The sequence below is a fragment of the Allobosea sp. NPDC055594 genome (assembly GCF_053618995.1).
Genome location: NZ_JBSHIO010000002.1, coordinates 421,969 through 439,792, shown reverse-complemented (window position 1 = coordinate 439,792; position 17,824 = coordinate 421,969). Strand labels below are relative to the sequence as shown.

General features: G+C 67.7%; 17 protein-coding genes. 10 read left to right on the top strand and 7 right to left on the bottom strand.

Annotated features, from left to right (window positions below; genetic code table 11):
- The first annotated feature begins 112 nt into the window (after positions 1-112).
- On the top strand, positions 113-1,081 hold the full coding sequence (gene tal / locus ACWGRX_RS06040) for a transaldolase (protein ID WP_452116796.1): 969 nt from the start codon (positions 113-115) through the stop codon (positions 1,079-1,081).
- Positions 1,078-1,794: an SDR family NAD(P)-dependent oxidoreductase gene (locus ACWGRX_RS06035; RefSeq protein ID WP_452116795.1), complete on the top strand. Its 717-nt coding sequence runs from the start codon at positions 1,078-1,080 to the stop codon at positions 1,792-1,794. Before tal ends, ACWGRX_RS06035 begins: the two co-directional genes overlap by 4 nt.
- On the opposite strand, the gene ACWGRX_RS06030 is transcribed toward ACWGRX_RS06035, so the two are convergent.
- Positions 1,788-2,315, bottom strand: a complete 528-nt coding sequence (locus tag ACWGRX_RS06030) for a hypothetical protein (protein ID WP_452116794.1) — start codon at positions 2,313-2,315, stop codon at positions 1,788-1,790. The two genes, ACWGRX_RS06035 and ACWGRX_RS06030, sit on opposite strands and share 7 nt — an antisense overlap.
- Before the next feature lie 282 nt (positions 2,316-2,597).
- Between ACWGRX_RS06030 and ACWGRX_RS06025 the strand changes: the two genes are divergently transcribed.
- The gene (locus ACWGRX_RS06025) at positions 2,598-3,137 is read left to right on the top strand and encodes a YceI family protein (protein WP_291635248.1); all 540 of its coding nucleotides are present in this window, start codon (positions 2,598-2,600) and stop codon (positions 3,135-3,137) included.
- Positions 3,134-3,706: a cytochrome b gene (locus tag ACWGRX_RS06020; RefSeq protein WP_452116793.1), complete on the top strand. Its 573-nt coding sequence runs from the start codon at positions 3,134-3,136 to the stop codon at positions 3,704-3,706. The genes ACWGRX_RS06025 and ACWGRX_RS06020 overlap by 4 nt, the downstream gene beginning before the upstream one ends.
- Here ACWGRX_RS06020 and ACWGRX_RS06015 read toward each other — a convergent pair.
- From ACWGRX_RS06015 to amaB, 4 genes are all read right to left on the bottom strand, one after another.
- A complete protein-coding gene (locus ACWGRX_RS06015) occupies positions 3,692-5,374 on the bottom strand; it encodes a thiamine pyrophosphate-binding protein (RefSeq protein WP_452116792.1) in 1,683 nt (560 codons plus the stop codon). The two genes, ACWGRX_RS06020 and ACWGRX_RS06015, sit on opposite strands and share 15 nt — an antisense overlap.
- Complete coding sequence (locus ACWGRX_RS06010) at positions 5,367-6,554, bottom strand: CaiB/BaiF CoA transferase family protein (RefSeq protein ID WP_452116791.1); 1,188 nt, start codon at positions 6,552-6,554, stop codon at positions 5,367-5,369. The genes ACWGRX_RS06015 and ACWGRX_RS06010 overlap by 8 nt, the downstream gene beginning before the upstream one ends.
- 131 nt (positions 6,555-6,685) lie before the next feature.
- Positions 6,686-7,879, bottom strand: a complete 1,194-nt coding sequence (locus ACWGRX_RS06005; protein ID WP_452116790.1) for an acyl-CoA dehydrogenase — start codon at positions 7,877-7,879, stop codon at positions 6,686-6,688.
- Between the two features lie 133 nt (positions 7,880-8,012).
- Positions 8,013-9,533, bottom strand: coding sequence for an L-piperidine-6-carboxylate dehydrogenase (gene amaB / locus ACWGRX_RS06000; RefSeq protein WP_452116789.1), 1,521 nt, complete (start codon positions 9,531-9,533; stop codon positions 8,013-8,015).
- A 185-nt stretch (positions 9,534-9,718) separates the two neighbouring features.
- Here amaB and ACWGRX_RS05995 point away from each other — a divergent pair, with 185 nt between their 5' ends.
- The 4 genes from ACWGRX_RS05995 to ACWGRX_RS05980 all read left to right on the top strand — a co-directional run bounded on the left by ACWGRX_RS05995 (position 9,719) and on the right by ACWGRX_RS05980 (position 13,206).
- Positions 9,719-10,633 (top strand): LysR family transcriptional regulator, encoded by a 915-nt coding sequence (locus ACWGRX_RS05995; protein WP_452116788.1) that lies wholly within the window; start codon positions 9,719-9,721, stop codon positions 10,631-10,633.
- Positions 10,634-10,713: 80 nt separating this feature from the next.
- Positions 10,714-11,937 carry an NAD(P)/FAD-dependent oxidoreductase gene (locus ACWGRX_RS05990; protein ID WP_452116787.1) on the top strand — a complete coding sequence of 408 codons (1,224 nt, stop codon included), beginning with the start codon at positions 10,714-10,716 and terminating at the stop codon, positions 11,935-11,937.
- An 11-nt stretch (positions 11,938-11,948) separates the two neighbouring features.
- Positions 11,949-12,455, top strand: a complete 507-nt coding sequence (locus tag ACWGRX_RS05985) for a DinB family protein (RefSeq protein ID WP_452116786.1) — start codon at positions 11,949-11,951, stop codon at positions 12,453-12,455.
- Between the two features lie 118 nt (positions 12,456-12,573).
- Positions 12,574-13,206 (top strand): LysE family translocator, encoded by a 633-nt coding sequence (locus ACWGRX_RS05980; RefSeq protein WP_291635266.1) that lies wholly within the window; start codon positions 12,574-12,576, stop codon positions 13,204-13,206.
- Here ACWGRX_RS05980 and ACWGRX_RS05975 read toward each other — a convergent pair.
- Positions 13,188-14,159 carry a hydrogen peroxide-inducible genes activator gene (locus ACWGRX_RS05975; RefSeq protein WP_452116785.1) on the bottom strand — a complete coding sequence of 324 codons (972 nt, stop codon included), beginning with the start codon at positions 14,157-14,159 and terminating at the stop codon, positions 13,188-13,190. The genes ACWGRX_RS05980 and ACWGRX_RS05975 overlap by 19 nt on opposite strands.
- 142 nt (positions 14,160-14,301) lie before the next feature.
- Between ACWGRX_RS05975 and ACWGRX_RS05970 the strand changes: the two genes are divergently transcribed.
- Positions 14,302-15,807, top strand: coding sequence for a catalase (locus tag ACWGRX_RS05970; protein WP_452116784.1), 1,506 nt, complete (start codon positions 14,302-14,304; stop codon positions 15,805-15,807).
- Between the two features lie 100 nt (positions 15,808-15,907).
- Here ACWGRX_RS05970 and ACWGRX_RS05965 read toward each other — a convergent pair whose 3' ends face one another.
- Positions 15,908-16,189, bottom strand: a complete 282-nt coding sequence (locus ACWGRX_RS05965) for an acylphosphatase (RefSeq protein WP_452116783.1) — start codon at positions 16,187-16,189, stop codon at positions 15,908-15,910.
- Between the two features lie 203 nt (positions 16,190-16,392).
- Between ACWGRX_RS05965 and ACWGRX_RS05960 the strand changes: the two genes are divergently transcribed.
- Complete coding sequence (locus ACWGRX_RS05960; RefSeq protein WP_291645254.1) at positions 16,393-17,592, top strand: M20 family metallopeptidase; 1,200 nt, start codon at positions 16,393-16,395, stop codon at positions 17,590-17,592.
- The last annotated feature ends 232 nt before the right edge of the window (positions 17,593-17,824 follow it).

Below are 17,824 nucleotides of genomic sequence, written 5' to 3'. Positions count from 1 at the left end.
GAGCGATCCAGCCGACCTGACGCAGGGCTGGATTGCTTCGCGTGTGCTCGCAATGACGCGCGGCAGGCGCCATATTGGCGGGGAAACCGGCCGCATATCCCGAGGTAGAGAGATGACCGCTTCCAAGCTCGAACAGCTCCGCGCCATGACCACCGTCGTCGCCGACACCGGCGACATCGAGGCCGTGCGGCGGCTGAAGCCGGTGGATTGCACCACCAATCCGACGCTGATCCTGAAGGCGGTCGAGACGCCGGCCTATGCCGGCCTCGTCGACGAGGCGATCGCCTGGGGCAAGCGGCAGGGCGGCGCCGGCGCGGTCGAGGCGGTCTGTGACCGGCTCGCCGTCACCTTCGGCGCCGAGCTGGCAAAGATCGTCCCCGGTCGCGTCTCGACCGAGGTCGACGCGGACCTCTCCTTCGACACCAAGGCGACGATCGAGAAGGCGCGCGCCATCATCGCCGCTTATCAGGAGCGCGGCGTCGGGCGCGAGCGCATCCTGATCAAGATCGCCTCGACCTGGGAAGGTATCCAGGCCGCCCGCGTGCTGCAGGCCGAGGGTATCGACTGCAACCTGACCCTGCTCTTCGCGCTGCCGCAGGCGGTCGCCTGCGCCGATGCCAAGGCCTTTCTGATCTCGCCCTTCGTCGGCCGGATCCTCGACTGGCACGTCAAGGCCGGCGGCGGCCCCTATACGGCCGAGATCGATCCGGGCGTCGTCTCCGTCCGCAGCATCTACAGCTACTACAAGGCCCACGGCATCGACACGGTGGTGATGGGCGCCTCCTTCCGCAACACCGGCGAGATCGAGGCGCTGGCTGGTTGCGATCGGCTGACCATCGGCCCCGGTCTGCTCGACGAGCTCCAGGCCGCGACCGGCGAATTGCCGCGCAAGCTCTCGCCCGAAGCCGTCGGCAAGGCGCCGGAGCGCCTCGTCCTCGACGAGAAGGCCTTCCGCTTCGCCCTGAACGAGGACGCGATGGCGACCGAGAAACTGGCCGAGGGCATTCGCGGCTTCGTCAAGGACCTGCGTGGCCTGCGTAAGCTCGTTGCGGCCAAGCTCGAACAGGCCAAGGCGGCGTGAGCGCAGAAGCTCTCGCCAAGGTCGCCGTCGTCACCGGCGGCGCCAAGGGCATCGGCCGCGCCGTCTGCGAGCGGCTCGCCGATGACGGCTTCCTGCCGGTCGTGTGGGATCTGGCGGAAGGCGAGGGCGGCCATGGCTTCGTCGCCTGCGACGTCGCCGACGAGGCGCAGGTCGCTGCCGCTCTGGCACGGACGGAAAGCGAGCATGGGCCGGTCGCCGTGCTCGTCAACAATGCCGGGCTGACCGGCCCGTCGACCACGGTGGCGCAGACGCCGCTGGCGCAATGGCAGCAGGTCCAGGCGGTCAACTTGACCGGCACCTTCCTATGTTCGCGGGCGGTTGCGGCCACGATGGCGCCGCGCGGTTACGGCCGCATCGTCAACATCGCCTCGCTCGCCGGCAAGGAGGGCACTCCGACGCTGTCCGCCTACAGCGCCGCCAAGGCCGGGGTGATCGCCCTGACCAAGGCGCAGGGCAAGGAGCTCGCCGGCAGTGGCGTGCTGGTCAATGCGGTCGCGCCGGCGGCGATCGAGACCGAGCTGCTGCAGCAGATGAGCGAAGAGACGGTCGCGACCATGATCGGCAAGAGCCCGCTCCGGCGGCTCGGCACGGTCGAGGAACTGGCCGAGCTCGTCGCCTGGCTTGCCAGCGAGAAATGCAGCTTCTCGACCGGTGCGGTCTTCGATCTGTCGGGCGGCCGCGCGACCTACTGAGCCTGCGAGATCGCGTTCTCGACATTGACCTTCTGCGCCAGCGCGGCGGGGCTGGCCGGGTCGTCATGGCGGAAATAGGCCCGCCCGCCGGCCGCTGCCGCCTGCAGCACCTGCTGCTGGGCCTTCGGCAGCCGCTTGGTGTCGCCAAGCGCCGTGAATGCTTCCGGCGAATGCTGCGATCCGCTGCGCCCGTCGAAGACGACGACGCCCGCACGCGTCACGATGATGTCGCCTTTGCGCAGCGTCGGGTCGTGCAGATACCAGTAGGGATCGGTCGCCGGATCGAGCTTGACCGCGGGTTCCGCCGGCTTGGTCGACGCCGCGGCCGCACGCGGCTTCTGCCGTTTCGGTTTCACCGTCATCTCGAAGGGATCGCCGCCGCCGATCATGGCCGGCGGCGTCGGGCGCGCCCCGAAGATGCGCGCCAGATCGTCGAAGAAGCCGGCAGCCTGTGCCTGGGGCACCATGGCAAGGCCCATGGCCCCCGCCATTCCCATCGCCAGTACCATCCGCCGTGACATTGTCGTTACTCCCTGCCTGCTCCTTGAAACGAAGTGCGAGCCGAAAGGTTCAATGGCACCGGCAGTCGCGTTTTCGCGGCGACGCTTCTGTCTGGAGATGCAGAAGCCAGATGGAGCGCCGCTGCTGCTCGCTGGCGGCCCGGTATCCGCCTGTCCGGCGGCTTGGCGATGCGGCCGATCTCCCGGAACTGTCGATTTCAACTCTTCGTGTGAGGTGGCGTCTGCCACCGCCACGCCATGTTTCGGGCAGTCCGTCGCGCAATGACCCGACTTGCTGTGTCCATGCTCGCGCTCTTGGCGGCCGGTGCGGTGGTCGCCCAGACCTCCCTGTCGCTACGGCCGGGAGCAAGCGAGGTCGGCTTCGTCGCGCGCCGTTTCGGCGTGCCGACCGCCTCGGGCCAGTTCGAGCATTATGACGGCGTCGTGGCGCTCGATTTCGCGCGGCCGGAGCGCAGCCGCATCCGCATCACCATCGAGACCGCGTCGCTGCACACCGGCACGGCCCTCGTCGACGATTTCATCAAGGGCGACAGCATGCTCGACGCCGCCCATCACCCGCTCGCCAGCTTCACCTCGGACAGCGTGACCCGGACAGGCGAGCGCAGCCTGACGATCCAGGGGCGGTTGACCATCCGCGCAGTCACCCATCCGGTCGCGGCGACCGCCGTCGCCGAGGACGATGTCGGGATGGCCGAGCGCAGCGGGCGCCTGCAGTTTCGGGCCAGCGCTGCCTTCTCGCGCTCGGCCTTCGGCATCGGCCGCGAGGTCAATGTCGTCGACGACCAGGTCGAGATCGCGATCAAGGGGCGGCTCGGGCAATGACCACGGCGGTCGCGAGGCCGCCTCGCTGGCATCCGGTTCTCGTTGTCCTGCACTGGCTAACGCTGGCGCTCATCGTGGCCCAGTATAGCCTCGCCCGCCTGATGGGCGATGAGAGCCGGGATTTGCTCGGCCGCTTCGTCCTGTATCAGTGGCATAAATCGATCGGGCTGACTGTCGCCCTGTTCGTCGTGATGCGGCTGAGCCTGCGGCTCGTCATCCCGGATCCGGAGCCGTTGCCGGCCAGCGCCTGGCTGCGCAGGGCGGCGCTGGCCGTGCATGCCGGACTCTATCTGTGCCTGTTGGTGCTGCCCGCGACCGGTCTGCTGATGGTCGCGGCTGCGCCGATCCAGATCCCGACCCTGTATTTCGGCTGGTTCGCTATCCCTCACCCCATCGGCCCGGACAAGGCGACCTATGAGCTGATGCGCAGCCTGCACGGGCTGGTTTTCGACAGCCTCGTCGTGCTGGGGCTGATCCATCTCGGCGCAGCGCTGGTCCACCAGTTCGCCTGGCGGGACCGGCTGCTGCGCCGGATGTGGTTCGGCCGGGCCGGCTCAGGCCTGCCCTGAGCCTTGCGCCGCGATCGCCTCGGCCCGGATAGTCGAGAGCGTCTTCGCCGGCGTGATCGCCTCGGGGTCGAGCAGGCAATGGATGATCGCCGGCTTGCCCGAGCTCACAGCCCGTTCGAAGGCCGGCGCGAACTGCTCGGTCGTCTCGACGCGCTCGCCATGGCCGCCGAAGGCCTTGGCATAGGCGGCGAAGTCCGGATTTTTCAGCGTCGTCGCCGAGATGCGGCCGGGATAGTGCTTTTCCTGGTGCATGCGGATCGTGCCGTACATGCCGTTGTCGACGACGATCACGATCACCGGCAGCTCGTATTGCACGGCGGTCGCGAAATCCTGGCCGTTCATCAGGAAGCAGCCATCGCCGGCGAAGGCGACGACGGTGCGCTCCGGAAAGAGCCGCTTGGCGCCGATCGCCGCCGGCACGCCATAGCCCATCGAGCCGGAGGTGGGGGCGAGCTGCGTCGCGAATTTGGTGAAGCGGTGGAAGCGGTGCACCCAGGTCGCGTAATTGCCGGCGCCATTGCACATGATCGCATCGGCCGGGAGGTTGCGGCGCAGCCAGGTCACCATCTCGCCGGGGTGGAACTTGCCCGGCACCGGCGCCGGCTGCTCGCTCCAGGCGAGATATGCTTCATGCGCTTCGGCGGCAGCACCGGCCCACGGAATCTCCTGCGGCGGGTGCACCGTCTCGAGCGCGGCGCAGAACGCGGTCGGCGTCGCATTGATCGCGAGCGACGGGCGGTAGACCCGGCCGAGCTCTTCCGGATCGGGATGGACATGGACCAGCGGCCGGCCCGGATTGGGGATGCCGAACAGGGTGTAGGACTGGCTCGGCATTTCCGAGAGGCGCCCGCCGACCAGCAGGACGAGATCGCTCTCCTGGATGCGCTTCAGCAGCTTCGGATTGGGACCGATACCGAGATCGCCGCCGAAATTCGGATGGTCGGCCGGGAACAGCATCTGCCGGCGGAAGGAGACGAAGACCGGTAGGTCGAAGCGCTCGGCGAAGCGCTGGAAGCGCTCGATCGCCTGCGGGTTCCAGCGCGAGCCGCCGAGGATCGCGACCGGCTTCTTCGCCGCCCAGAGCCGCTTCTGCAGGTCGATCGTCTGCAGCAGCGAGGGATGCGTCTCGGTGACCTGATAAGGCTCGGCATCGGCGACGTCGGCGAGGTCGGTCAGCACGTCCTCGGGCAGCGCGATCACCACCGGACCGGGCCGTCCGGAGGTCGCGACATGGAAGGCGCGGCTGATGATCTCGGGGATGCGCGCGGCATCGTCGATCTCGGTCGCCCATTTCGTCATCGTGCCGAAGACGGCGCGGTAATCGAGCTCCTGGAAGGCCTCGCGCTCGCGCATGCCGCGCTCGATCTGGCCGACGAACAGGATCATCGGCGTCGAGTCCTGGTCGGCGATATGGATGCCGGGCGAGGCATTGGTGGCGCCCGGCCCGCGCGTCACGAAGCAGATGCCGGGCTTGCCGGTCAGCTTGCCGGCGGCTTCCGCCATCATCGCCGCGCCGCCCTCGGCCCGGCAGATCGTGACCTTGAGATTGGCGTCGTGCAGCGCATCGAGCACGGCGAGATAGCTCTCGCCCGGCACGCAGAATGCGTCCGTCGCGCCATGAATCAGCAATTGATCGACGAGGATCTGCCCGCCGCTCCGTTCAGCCATGTCGTCCACTCCAGGTGGGGTCGTTGAGGATTTCGTCCTTGTGCTCGCCGAGCCGCGGGCTCGGCCGGCCGGCGACCTGTCGCACGCCGTCGATCACGATCGGCGAGGCGACGGTCGGGATCGCGCCGGCCTTGGCGGCGGCGCTCGGCAACTCGGCCTTGATGCCGCGTGCGATCACCTGCGGATCGGCGAAGACCTCGCCGATATCGTTGATCGGCCCGGCCGGGACGCCGGCGGCTTCCAGCGCCGTGAGCAGCTCGCCTTTCTGCCGCTGGGCGGTGAGCGAGGCCAGGAGCGGGATCAGCACGGCGCGGCCGGTGACGCGGCCCTTATTGTCGGCATAGGCGGGATCAGTGCCGAGATCGGCCTGCCCCAGAACCTCGCAGAGCCGGCGATATTGCCCGTCATTGCCGGTGGCGATGATGATGTGCCCATCCGCGACGGGGAAGACCTCGTAAGGCACGATATTCGGATGGGCGTTGCCGAGCCGGGCCGGCGGCTTGCCCGAGACCAGATAGTTCAGCGCCTGGTTGCCGAGCACCGCGACCTGCGTGTCCATCAGCGCAAGATCGATCGTCGCACCTTCGCCGTTCTGGTCGCGCCGGCGCAGCGCGGCGAGGATGCCGACCGTGGCGTAGAGCCCGGTGAAGATATCGGTCTTGGCGTAGCCGGCCTTTGTCGGCTGGCCATCGGGCTGGCCGGTGATCGACATCGAGCCGGCCATGCCCTGGATCAGGAAGTCGTAGCCGGCGCGCTCGGCATAGGGTCCGTCCTGGCCGAAGCCGGTGATCGAGCAATAGATCAGGCTGGGATGGAGCTTGCGCAGGCTTTCGGCATCGAGCCCGTATTTGGCGAGCCCGCCGACCTTGAAGTTCTCGATCACGATATCGGCGTGACCGGCGAGCTGGCGCACCAGGGCCCGGCCTTCCTCGCTGCGGAAATCCGCGGTGATCGAGCGCTTGCCGCGATTGCAGGAATGGAAATAGGCGGCCGAGAGATGCTCATCGCCGACGCCCTCGACGAAGGGCGGGCCCCAGCTGCGGGTGTCGTCGCCTTCCGGGCTCTCGACCTTGACGACGTCGGCGCCGAGATCGGCGAGCAGCTGGCCGATCCAGGGGCCGGCGAGGATGCGCGCGAGCTCGAGGACGCGCAGGCCGGCGAGGGGAGGGGTGTTGGACATCGCTGCCATCCTGAACGCCGTCATCCCGGGCGGCCGAAGATCGTCCCGGGATCCATCGAAGGGCGTTGCGCTCTACGATGGATCCCGGAGCTGCGCTTCGCTCCGTCCGGGATGACGGGGGAGCGTGTGGATCAGAAGAACGCCTGCAGACCGGTGACGGCCCGGCCGAGGATCAGCGCATGGACGTCATGCGTGCCCTCATAGGTGTTGACCGTCTCGAGGTTCGCCGCATGGCGCATGACATGGTACTCGATCGAGATGCCGTTGCCGCCGTGCATGTCGCGGGCCTGACGGGCGATGTCGAGCGCCTTGCCGCAATTATTGCGCTTCACCAGGGAGATCATCTCCGGCGCCATCTTGCCCTCGTCGAGCAGGCGGCCGACGCGCAAGCTGCCCTGCAGGCCGAGCGTGATCTCGGTCACCATGTCGGCGAGCTTCTTCTGGTAGAGCTGCGTCTGGGCGAGCGGCTTGTTGAACTGCTTGCGGTCGAGCCCGTATTGGCGGGCGCGCTGGAAGCAGTCTTCGGCGGCGCCCATCGCGCCCCAGGAGATGCCGTAGCGGGCGCGGTTGAGGCAGCCGAACGGCCCCTTCAGCCCCGAGACGTTCGGCAGCATGTTCTCTTCCGGCACGATCACGCCGTCCATGACGACTTCGCCGGTGATCGAGGCGCGCAAGGAAAGCTTGCCGCCGACCTTCGGGGCCGAAAGGCCCTTCATGCCCTTTTCGAGGATGAAGCCGCGGATCTGATTGTCATGCGCGGCCGACTTCGCCCAGATGACGAAGACATCGGCGATCGGCGAGTTCGAGATCCACATCTTGGAGCCCGTCAGCTTGTAGCCGTCGGGGACCTTCTCGGCCCGGGTCTTCATACCCGCCGGGTCGGAGCCGGCATCGGGCTCGGTCAGGCCGAAGCAGCCGACCCATTCGCCGGAGCCGAGCTTGGGCAGGTACTTCTTGCGCTGGTTCTCGTCGCCATAGGCGTAGATCGGGTACATCACCAGCGAGGACTGCACCGACATCATCGAGCGGTAGCCGGAGTCGACGCGCTCGACCTCGCGGGCGACGAGGCCATAGGAGACGTAGTTGGCGCCGGCGCAGCCATATTCCTCGGGAACGGTGACGCCGAGCAGGCCGAGCTCGCCCATCTCGTTGAAGATGCCGCGCTCCGTCTTCTCCTCGAGATAGGCCTCGGCGACGCGCGGCTGCAATTTCTCCTGCGCGTATTGGCGGGCCGTGTCGCGGATCAGGCGCTCATCCTCGCTGAGCTGCTCGTCGAGCAGGAAGGGGTCTTCCCAGCTGAATTGTGCGAGCTTGTGGCTTGCCATGTCTTTCTTCCTTCCCCGTCCTGTTCATACGATCGTCATGGCCGGGCTTGACCCGGCCATCTCGGACACCAGTTGGCTAGTCACGAGATTCCCGGGTCTGCGCTTGGCTTCGCCCGGAAATGACGCCTAGTCCTCACGCGTCCACGTCGAAGCTGACGCCCTGCGCCAGCGGCAAGGTGGTGCCGTAGTTCAGCGTGTTGGTGGCGCGGCGCATATAGGCCTTCCAGGCGTCCGAGCCGGCCTCGCGGCCACCGCCGGTCTCCTTCTCGCCACCGAAGGCGCCGCCGATCTCGGCGCCGGACGGGCCGATATTGACGTTGGCAATGCCGCAATCCGAGCCCTCATCGGAGACGAAGATCTCGGCCTCGCGCATGTTCAGCGTGAAGATCGAGGAGGACAGGCCGGCGCCGACCGCGTTCTGCATGGCGATCGCCTGGTCGAGGCTGCTGTACTTCATGACATAGAGGATCGGGGCGAAGGTCTCGCGCTCGACCGGGCCGGTCTGCATGGGCATCTCGACCAGCGCCGGACGGACATAGAAGCCGCCGGAGCCGACATCGACCTTGTCGCCGCCATGGACCTTGCCGCCGGCTGCCTTGGCCTCGGACAGCGCCTTCTGCATGCCCTGATAGGCAGCCTCGTCGACCAGCGGGCCGACCAGCACGCCGGCTTCGCGGGGATCGCCGATCTTCACGCTCGCGTAGACCTTGGCCAGCTTCGGGATCAGCGCGTCGTAGACGCTCTCATGCACGATCAGGCGGCGCAGCGTGGTGCAGCGCTGGCCGGCCGTGCCCATTGCCGCGAAGGCGATGCCGCGCAGCGCGATGTCGAGATCGGCCGAAGGGGCGACGATCGCGGCATTGTTGCCGCCGAGCTCGAGGATGGCACGGGCGAAGCGCGCCGCCAGCTTCTGGCCGACTTCCTTGCCCATGCGGGTCGAGCCCGTGGCGGAGACGACCGGCACGCGATGATCCTGGACCAGGATGTCGCCGATCTCGCGGCCGCCGATCAGCACCTCGGAGAGGCCGGCGGGAGCCTCGGGGCCGAAGCGCTTCATCGTCTTCTCGACGATCGCCTGCACGGCGAGCGCCGTCAGCGGGGTCTTCTCGGAGGGCTTCCAGACGACGCTGTCGCCGCAGACGAAAGCGAGCGCTGCATTCCAAGACCAGACCGCGACCGGGAAGTTGAAGGCCGAGATCACGCCGCAGACGCCGAGCGGGTGCCAAGTCTCCATCATGCGATGGTTCGGACGCTCGGTGGCGATGGTCAGGCCGTAGAGCTGGCGCGACAAGCCGACGGCGAAGTCGCAGATGTCGATCATCTCCTGGACCTCGCCGAGGCCTTCCGAGGTGACCTTGCCGGCTTCCAGCGTCACCAGCAGGCCGAGATCGGTCTTGGCAGCGCGCAGTTCCTCGCCGAGCAGGCGGACGAACTCGCCGCGTCGCGGCGCCGGCACCTTGCGCCAGGAAAGATAGGCGGCCTGGGCCCGGCCGATCGCGGCCTCGGCCTCGGCCGGAGAGGTCTCGCGCAGGGTCGCGACGGTCTCGCCGGTGATCGGCGAACGGGCCGAGAGGCCGGCGCCGGCATAGGCGGAATCGGGCACGCCGAGCCGCTGGAGGAGGGCGAGAGCGTCTTTGGGAAGGGAAGTGGTCATCTCGTACCTGTGCCTGGCGCTCCTGCCCGGCGCGGGGAGAAGCGCATGAAACGGACCGCCGTCCCGGTCCGCGTCGGCCGCGGCGGAAGGCGATCGTCGAAAAGCCTGTCGGTTCCGGCGGAGAATGCCCTCTTTCGGCGGGGCGGGGCAACCGATATGTTCTCATATCTTGATGAGGTTTTCTCATGACATCTGAGATCGTGCCCGGACGCCTTTCGGTGCCCTCCCTCTCGGCGCTCGCCGCCTTCGAGGCGGCGGCGCGTCATGGCAGCTTCACCCGTGCCGCCGAGGAGTTGAACCTGACGCAAGGGGCGGTCAGCCGTCAGGTCGCGCTGCTCGAGCAGAGCCTCGGCCTCAGTCTGTTCGAGCGTGTCAAACAGCGTGTCAGCCTGACGCCGGCCGGGGCGGCTTATGCGGCCGAGGTCCGCGACGGCCTGTCCCGGCTCGCCGCCGCGACCTTGTCGGCCATGGCCTTTCGCGGCGCGGCCGGCCTGCTGCATCTCGCCATTCTGCCGACTTTCGGCACGCGCTGGCTGATTCCGCGGCTGCCGCGCTTCACCGAGGCGCATCCCGGCGTGACCATCAATTTCTCGACGCGGATCGTGCCTTTCGACTTCGCCCATGACCCTGCCGATGCAGCGATCCATTTCGGCCATCCGGTCTGGCCGGGCGCGCGCCTGCACCGGCTGATGGGCGAGGAGGTCGTGCCGGTGGCGGCGCCGGCGCTGGTGGCGCGGGCTGGGCTGACCGAGGCGGCCGACCTGCTGCACCAGCCCTTGCTGCAGCAGTCGACGCGGCCGCGCGCCTGGGCGGATTGGCTGGAGACACAGGGCCTGCCGCCGGAGCGGGCGCTGATGGGGCCGCGCTTCGAGCAGTTCGCCATGGTCGCGCAGGCCGCTGTCGCCGGGCTCGGCATCGCCATCGTGCCGCGGCTTCTGGTCGAGGACGAGTTGCGCTCCGGTGTCCTCGTCATTCCCGTGGACCGGCCGGTGCGTGGTCCCGAGGGCTATTACCTCGTCTATCCCGAGGCCAAGGCGAGCCTGCCGACCGTGATCGCCTTCCGCGACTGGCTGCTCGGAGAATGCGAGGGGACGGGCTAGCGCCTCTCGACAAGCGCCGAGGGCCGAGCCAATCATGCGAAAAGGTCACGAACCTTTCCTCTTTCGTCGCAGGTCCTCGCATGCCCTCCGTTCCTGAAACCGCCGATGTCGTGATTGTCGGTGGCGCCGCCATCGGCTCCTCCGTCGCCTATCATCTCGCCGCCGATCCCGGCTTCAAGGGCAAGGTCGTGGTGATCGAGAAGGACCCGACCTATCGCTATTCGGCTTCGGCTCTGTCCGCAGCCTCGATCCGCCAGCAGTTCTCGAGCGCGGTCAACATCCGCATCTCGCTCTTCGGCATCGGCTTCCTGCGCGAGATCGGCATGCATCTTTCCGTCGATGGCGAGGTCCCCTCCATCGATCTGCACGAGGGCGGCTATCTCTATGTCGCCAGCGGCGAGGGCGCTCCGGTGCTCGAGGCCAATCAGCGGCTGCAGCAGGTCGAGGGCGCCGACATCGCCCTGCTTTCGGCCGAAGCGCTCGGCAGCAGGTTCGGCTGGCTCAATACCTCGGATCTCGCCTGCGGCACCTATGGCGTCAGCGGCGAGGGCTGGTTCGACGGCTGGGCCCTGCTCCAGGCCTTCCGCAGGAAGGCGCGCTCGCTCGGTGTCGAATACCGCCAGGGCGAGGTCGCCCGCTATGTCGTCGAGGGCGGGCGGATCACCGGCGTCGCGCTCGCCGATGGCAGCCACATCGCCTGCGGAGCGGTGGTCAACGCCGCCGGCTCGCATGGCGCGAGACTGGCGGAGACGGCCGGCGTCGCGATCCCGGTCGCGCCGAAGAAGCGCTATGTCTTCACCTTCACCTGCAAGGGCGAGGTCGACAATTGTCCGCTGCTGATCGACACCTCCGGTGCCTATTGCCGGCCGGAGGGCAAGCGCGGCGGCGAAGGGCAGATGTTCATCTGCGGTGCCTCGCCGGTGGACGGGCAGCATGATCCCGATTGGGACGAGAAGGCCGCCGATGTCGAGGATGTCGACTGGTCCTTCTTCGAAGAAACCGTCTGGCCGGCGCTGGCCCATCGCATCCCGGCCTTCGAGGCGATCCGGCCTGGCCGCGCCTGGGCCGGCCCCTATGACATGAACGGGCTCGACGGCAACGCCATCGTCGGACCTGCGGCCGGCCTGCCCAATCTCTACCTCGCCAACGGCTTTTCCGGTCACGGCCTGCAGCAATCGCCGGCGGTCGGGCGCGGCCTTGCCGAGCACATCGCGCATGGCCGCTATCTCAGCCTCGACCTTGCCGATCTCGGCCATGAGCGCATCGTCGCCGGCCGGCCCTTGCGCGAGGCCAACATCATCTGAGGAGTTCCGCGGTGATCGATACCGCCTATGCCGTCACCATGGCGCGCTACAACGCCTGGCAGAACGAGAATCTCTACGGCGCGGCGGCGACGCTGAGCGATGCGGCGCGCAGACAGGATCGCGGCGCCTTCTTCGGCTCGATCCACGGCACTTTCTGCCATCTGCTCTGGGGCGACCGGATGTGGCTCTCGCGTTTCGCCGGCACGCCGAAGCCGGCCGTCCCGGGCCGCGAATCCGCCCGCATGATCGCGGATTGGGACGAACTCGTTGCCGAGCGGCAGGCGAGCGATGTCCTGATCGGCGACTGGGCGGCCGGACTCTCTGCGGACTGGCTGGCCGGCGACCTGACCTGGGTGTCCGGTATCTCCGGCCGCGAGCTGACCCGGCCGAGATCCCAGCTCGTCGTCCACTTCTTCAACCACCAGACCCACCATCGCGGCCAGGTCCACGCCATGCTGACAGCTTCTGGCGCCAAGCCCGGCGATACCGACCTCGTGCTGGTCGACATGCGCGGTTGAGCAAGGGCGTTCGGCGGCAGCTGGGTGTCTGATCGTCATATCGGGCTTGCGTTCGGGTGATCTTGCGCGGGGCCGGGCGGTTTGCGCAGGATTTGCCATCCAATCCGGGGATACTTTCATGCCAGACATCTCGACCCTGCTGGCTTTCGCTTTGGTGGCGCTGGGCATGGTGCTGACGCCCGGCCCGAACATGATCTACCTGATCTCGCGCTCGATCGCGCAGGGGCCGATGGCGGGCATGGTCTCGCTCGGCGGCATCGCGCTCGGCTTCCTGTTCTATGTCTTCTGCGCCGCCTTCGGCATCACTGCGCTCGTCTTCGCGGTGCCCTATGCCTATGACGCGCTGCGGCTGCTGGGTGCCGCCTATTTGCTCTGGCTCGCCTGGCAGGCCGTCCGCCCGGGTGGACGCTCGCCCTTCCAGGTGCGCGAGCTGCCGCATGACGGGCCGCGCAAGCTCTTCATGATGGGTTTGCTGACCAGCCTGCTCAATCCGAAGATCGCGATGCTCTATCTCGCGCTGTTGCCGCAGTTCATCGATCCGGCCGCGGGCAGTGTGCTCGGCCAGTCGATCCTGCTCGGGCTGATCCAGATCGTGGTCAGCGTCAGCGTCAACACGCTGATCACCTTCGCAGCCGGCGGCATCGCCGTCTTCCTGCGCACGCGGCCGCTCTGGTCGCTGGCGCAGCGCTGGCTGATGGGCACGGTGCTGGCAGGCTTTGCCCTGCGGATGGCTTATGAAGCGAGGCGCTGAGGCGAGGTCAGCCGCAGCGCCTCATTCTCGATCGGCGGGCCGTTTTCGCGGGCCTCCGTCAGAGAGCGGCCGATCTCGGTGAGCATGCGTCCGAGCGCCTGGAAATCGCCCTTGCGCGCCGAGGTTCTGCGCCAGGCCAGGCCGATCGAGCGGCTCGGCCCGGGCGGCGCGAAGCGGTAGAGCCTGACCGGCATGTCCGGCCGGAACTCGATCGGCAGCGCCATGGCCGGTAGAAGCGTCGTGCCAAAACCGTTCGCCACCATCTGCATGATCGTCGACAGGCTGGAGGCGCCATATTGTCGGCGCGAGCCTGGTCTTGCCGGCCCGCAGAAGCTCAGTGCCTGGTCGCGCAGGCAGTGGCCCTCCTCCAGCAGCAGCAGATTCTCGCCGGCCAGCGCCGCTTCCGGCGTCAGCGCCAAGCCATCGCCGCCGGGGAGGGCGGGCAGCGCCAGAAGGAAGGCATCGTCGAACAGATGCAGGGTCTCCAGACCGGGCCGCTCGATCGGCAGAGAGAGCAGGGCGACGTCGAGCCGCCCGTCGACGAGGTCGTCGAGCAGGGTCGCGGTCTGGGTCTCGCGCAGGCCGATATCGAGCGCGGGATAGCTCTCCTGCAGGCGCGGCAGCGTCGCCGGCAGCAGATACGGCGCGATCGACGGGATGACGCCGAGTTCGAGGCGCCCGGTTAGCAGCTTCGGCCGGTGCCGGGCATGGTCGATCAGGTCGGTCGCCTCGATCAGGATGCGGTTGGCCCGCTCGGCGATGTCATGGCCGGCCTCGGTGAGGGCGATGGCGTTGCGGCGGCGCTCGATCAGCTGCGTGCCGAGGAAGCGTTCGAGCTCCTGGATCTGCAGGGAAAGCGCCGGCTGGCTGACATGGCATTCGGCCGCGGCCCGGCCGAAATGGCGATGGCGCGCCACCGCGGCGAAATAGCGAAGCTGTTTCAAGGTGAACATGACGATAGGATAAACCTATCGTGGCTTGCCGCAAACGGTATTGGACATCATCGTCGCAATGTCCTGTTAGTTCCTCCAATTCCAGCGTGCCCGCCCTTCCGGCCGGCCTGCTGGTTCTTGATGGCTGCAGGTGGAGGACAAGATGTCGAAGAACCCGATCATGCGCACGAGCGCCGGCGCGCCGATCCCGGATAACCAGAACTCGATCACGGCCGGTGAGCGCGGCCCGGTCCTGATGCAGGACTATCAGCTGATCGAGAAGCTCGCCCACCAGAACCGCGAGCGTATCCCCGAGCGCGCTGTCCACGCCAAGGGCTGGGGCGCCTACGGCACCCTCACCATCACCGGCGATATTTCCAAATACACCAAGGCCAAGGTCCTTCAGCCCGGCACCGTCACGCCGATGCTGGCGCGCTTCTCCACGGTCGCCGGTGAGCTCGGCGCCGCCGACGCCGAGCGCGATGTGCGCGGCTTCGCGTTGAAGTTCTACACCCAGGACGGCAACTGGGATCTCGTCGGCAACAACACGCCGGTCTTCTTCGTGCGCGACCCCGTGAAGTTCCCCGACTTCATCCACACCCAGAAGCGCCATCCGAAGACCAATATGCGCTCGCCGACCGCCATGTGGGATTTCTGGTCGCTTTCGCCGGAGAGTCTGCATCAGGTCACCATCCTGATGTCCGATCGCGGCCTGCCGACCGATGTGCGCCATATCAACGGCTATGGCTCGCATACCTATTCGTTCTGGAACGACAGCGGTGAGCGCTACTGGGTCAAGTTCCACTTCAAGACCATGCAGGGCCACAAGCACTGGACCAATGCAGAGGCGGAGACCGTCGTCGGCAAGACCCGCGAGTCGACGCAGGAGGACCTGTTCAACGCTCTCGAGCGTGGTGAGCATCCGCGCTGGAAGGTGCAGGTCCAGATCATGCCCGAGCTCGATGCCGAGAAGACCTCCTACAACCCGTTCGACCTGACCAAGGTCTGGCCGCATGCCGAATATCCGGTGATCGACATCGGCGTCATGGAGCTCAATCGCAATCCGGAGAACTATTTCGCGGAGATCGAGAACGCCGCCTTCTCGCCCTCGAACATCGTGCCCGGCATCGGCTTCTCGCCCGACAAGATGCTGCAGGCCCGCATCTTCTCCTATGCCGACGCCCATCGCCACCGGCTCGGGACGCATTACGAGAACATCCCGGTCAACCAGCCGAAGATCCCGGTGCACCACTATCACCGCGACGGCCAGATGAACACGTACGGTGGCATCAAGACCGGCAATCCCGACGCCTATTACGAGCCGAACTCCTTCGGCGGCCCGGTCGAGGAGCCGTCGGCCAAGGAGCCGCCGCTGCGCATCGACGGCAGTGCCGATCGCTACAACCACCGCATCGGCAATGACGACTATGTCCAGCCGCGCGCGCTGTTCAACCTGTTCGACCAGGGCCAGAAGGACCGGCTCTTCGCCAACATCGCCGCGGCGATGGGTGGCATTCCGCAGGCGATCGAGGAGCGCCAGCTGGCGCATTTCGACAAGATCCATCCGGACTACGGCAATGGTGTGCGCCGCGCGCTCGCCAAGGCCGATGGGCGCGAGCGCCCGGCGATCTCGGTGACCCCCGACACGCCGCAGCGCGCCGCCGAGTAAGGCCGGCAGGCTTCGAGGCGCCGTTAAGGCGCCTCGTCACATCCAGGGCCCGCCGGCTGTCCGGCGGGCCTTTTGTTTTCGCTTTCCGGCGCGGTGGGCTTCACAGGCTGGGCGCGATCGAAAAATCCGGGTCCGCATGGTCGGCGGCCGAGGCCTCGCGGCGCTCGATATCCGTGACCCTGGCGCCGCGCGGTCCCTTCCGCGCCTCGGCGACGAGCGCCTCCAGCGTGTCCGGCGCTCCGGCCAGCAAGGCCTCCACCGTGCCGTCGCTGCGGTTGCGCACCCAGCCGGCCACCCCGGCGAGGAGCGCCCGCTCGCGCAGCCATTGCCGGTAGCCGACCCCCTGGACCACGCCCGAAACGATGATGCGAAGCGCCGTCATCCCTGCATCCTTCGCTGTGGAATGCCGTTCTTGGCGCATGATCGGGAGCGAAGACGGCCATGAGAAGGCGAAGCGGACCGGCCGTCCTGCCAGAAAGGCGGGGCCTGTCCGGCGCGAATGCCGGTTCCCTGCGCTTGCGCCTATGCACTAGCTTCGGCTTCCCACGCATCCGGAACCACAGAGAGCCCCCGACCATGACCGACATGACGCCCGAGGAAACCAAGGTCGCTGCCTGGCTCGGCGAGCGCAAGCAGGCGATGATCGACCTGCTGCGCGAGATGGTCGACACCGATTCCGGCTCCTATGACAAGGCGGGCGTCGACCGGGCCGGCCAGGTTCTGGCCCGCTTCCACGAGAAGAACGGGCTTGCCGTCGAGGTCCTGCCCGATGCTCGCTATGGCGACGCGGTCAAGGCGCGCCTGGCCAATCCCGGCGCCAACGACCAGCGCCCGGTGCTGCTGCTCGGCCATCGCGACACCGTCTTCCCCGAGGGTGAGCCGACGCGCCGGCCCTTCACCATCCGTGACGGCCGCGCCTATGGACCGGGTGTCGCCGACATGAAGGCGGGGCTGGTCATCGAGGCCTTCGTCGCTGCCGCCTTTTCGGCCTGCGGTGGCCTGAAGGCGCCGCTGATGATGCTGACCACCAGCGACGAGGAGATCGCCTCGCCATCCTCGCGCCCGGTGATCGAGGCGGCGGCGCGCGAGTCGCGCTGCGTCTTCAATGCCGAGCCGAGCCGCCTGCCGGCCGGCACCGAGTTCGTCCGTGACCGCCGGCAGTCGGTCACCTCCGGCCGCAAGGGCGGCGTCTTCATGCGCGCCGATTTCCAGGGCAGGGCCGCCCATTCCGGCGCGAATTACGAGAAGGGCGTCTCGGCCATCGTCGATCTCGGCCACAAGATCCCGAAGATCCAGGGGCTGACCGATCTCGAAGCCGGCGTCACCGTCAATGTCGGGCTGATCGGCGGCGGCCAGACCGTCAACACCGTCGCCCCGCACGCCTGGTGCGAGATCGACCTGCGCTACCGCACCAAGGCGCAGCGCGACGCGCTGGTCGACGCGATCCGCGCCATCGTCGAGACGCCGGTGGTCGAGGGCTCCTCGGCGCAGCTCATCATCAAGGGCGAGTTCCTGCCGCTGGAGACGACGGCTGAGTCGGCCGAGCTCTACGAGGCCTATCGCGACGCGGCCGCCGGTTTCGGCATCGCCGTCACCGCCGAATACACCGGCGGCTGCGCCGATTCCGGCTTCACCGCCGCTCAGGGCTGCCCGACACTGTGCAGCGTCGGCCCGGTCGGCGGCATGGCGCACACGCCGGACGAGTTCTTGGAGGTCGAGAGCATCGTTCCGGCGGCGCAGACGCTGGCGCTCGCGGTGATGCGGACTGCGGCCAGGATGGAGTGAGGCCCGCCGCCAGTTCGGGGTGGTGACCCGGCGGCCATAGGCATGAGGCCCTTGCAGTCCGTCATGCTCGCCCTTGTGGCGAGCATCCACGTCTCGAACACCGCGCTGCCCGCAGGAAGACGTGGATGGTCGGGACGAGCCCGACCATGATGACAGTGACCAGAAAATAGGCCACGTCGCCCCGGCCGAGAGTGACGAAATGAAAAAGGGCGCCGCTTTCGCGGCGCCCTTT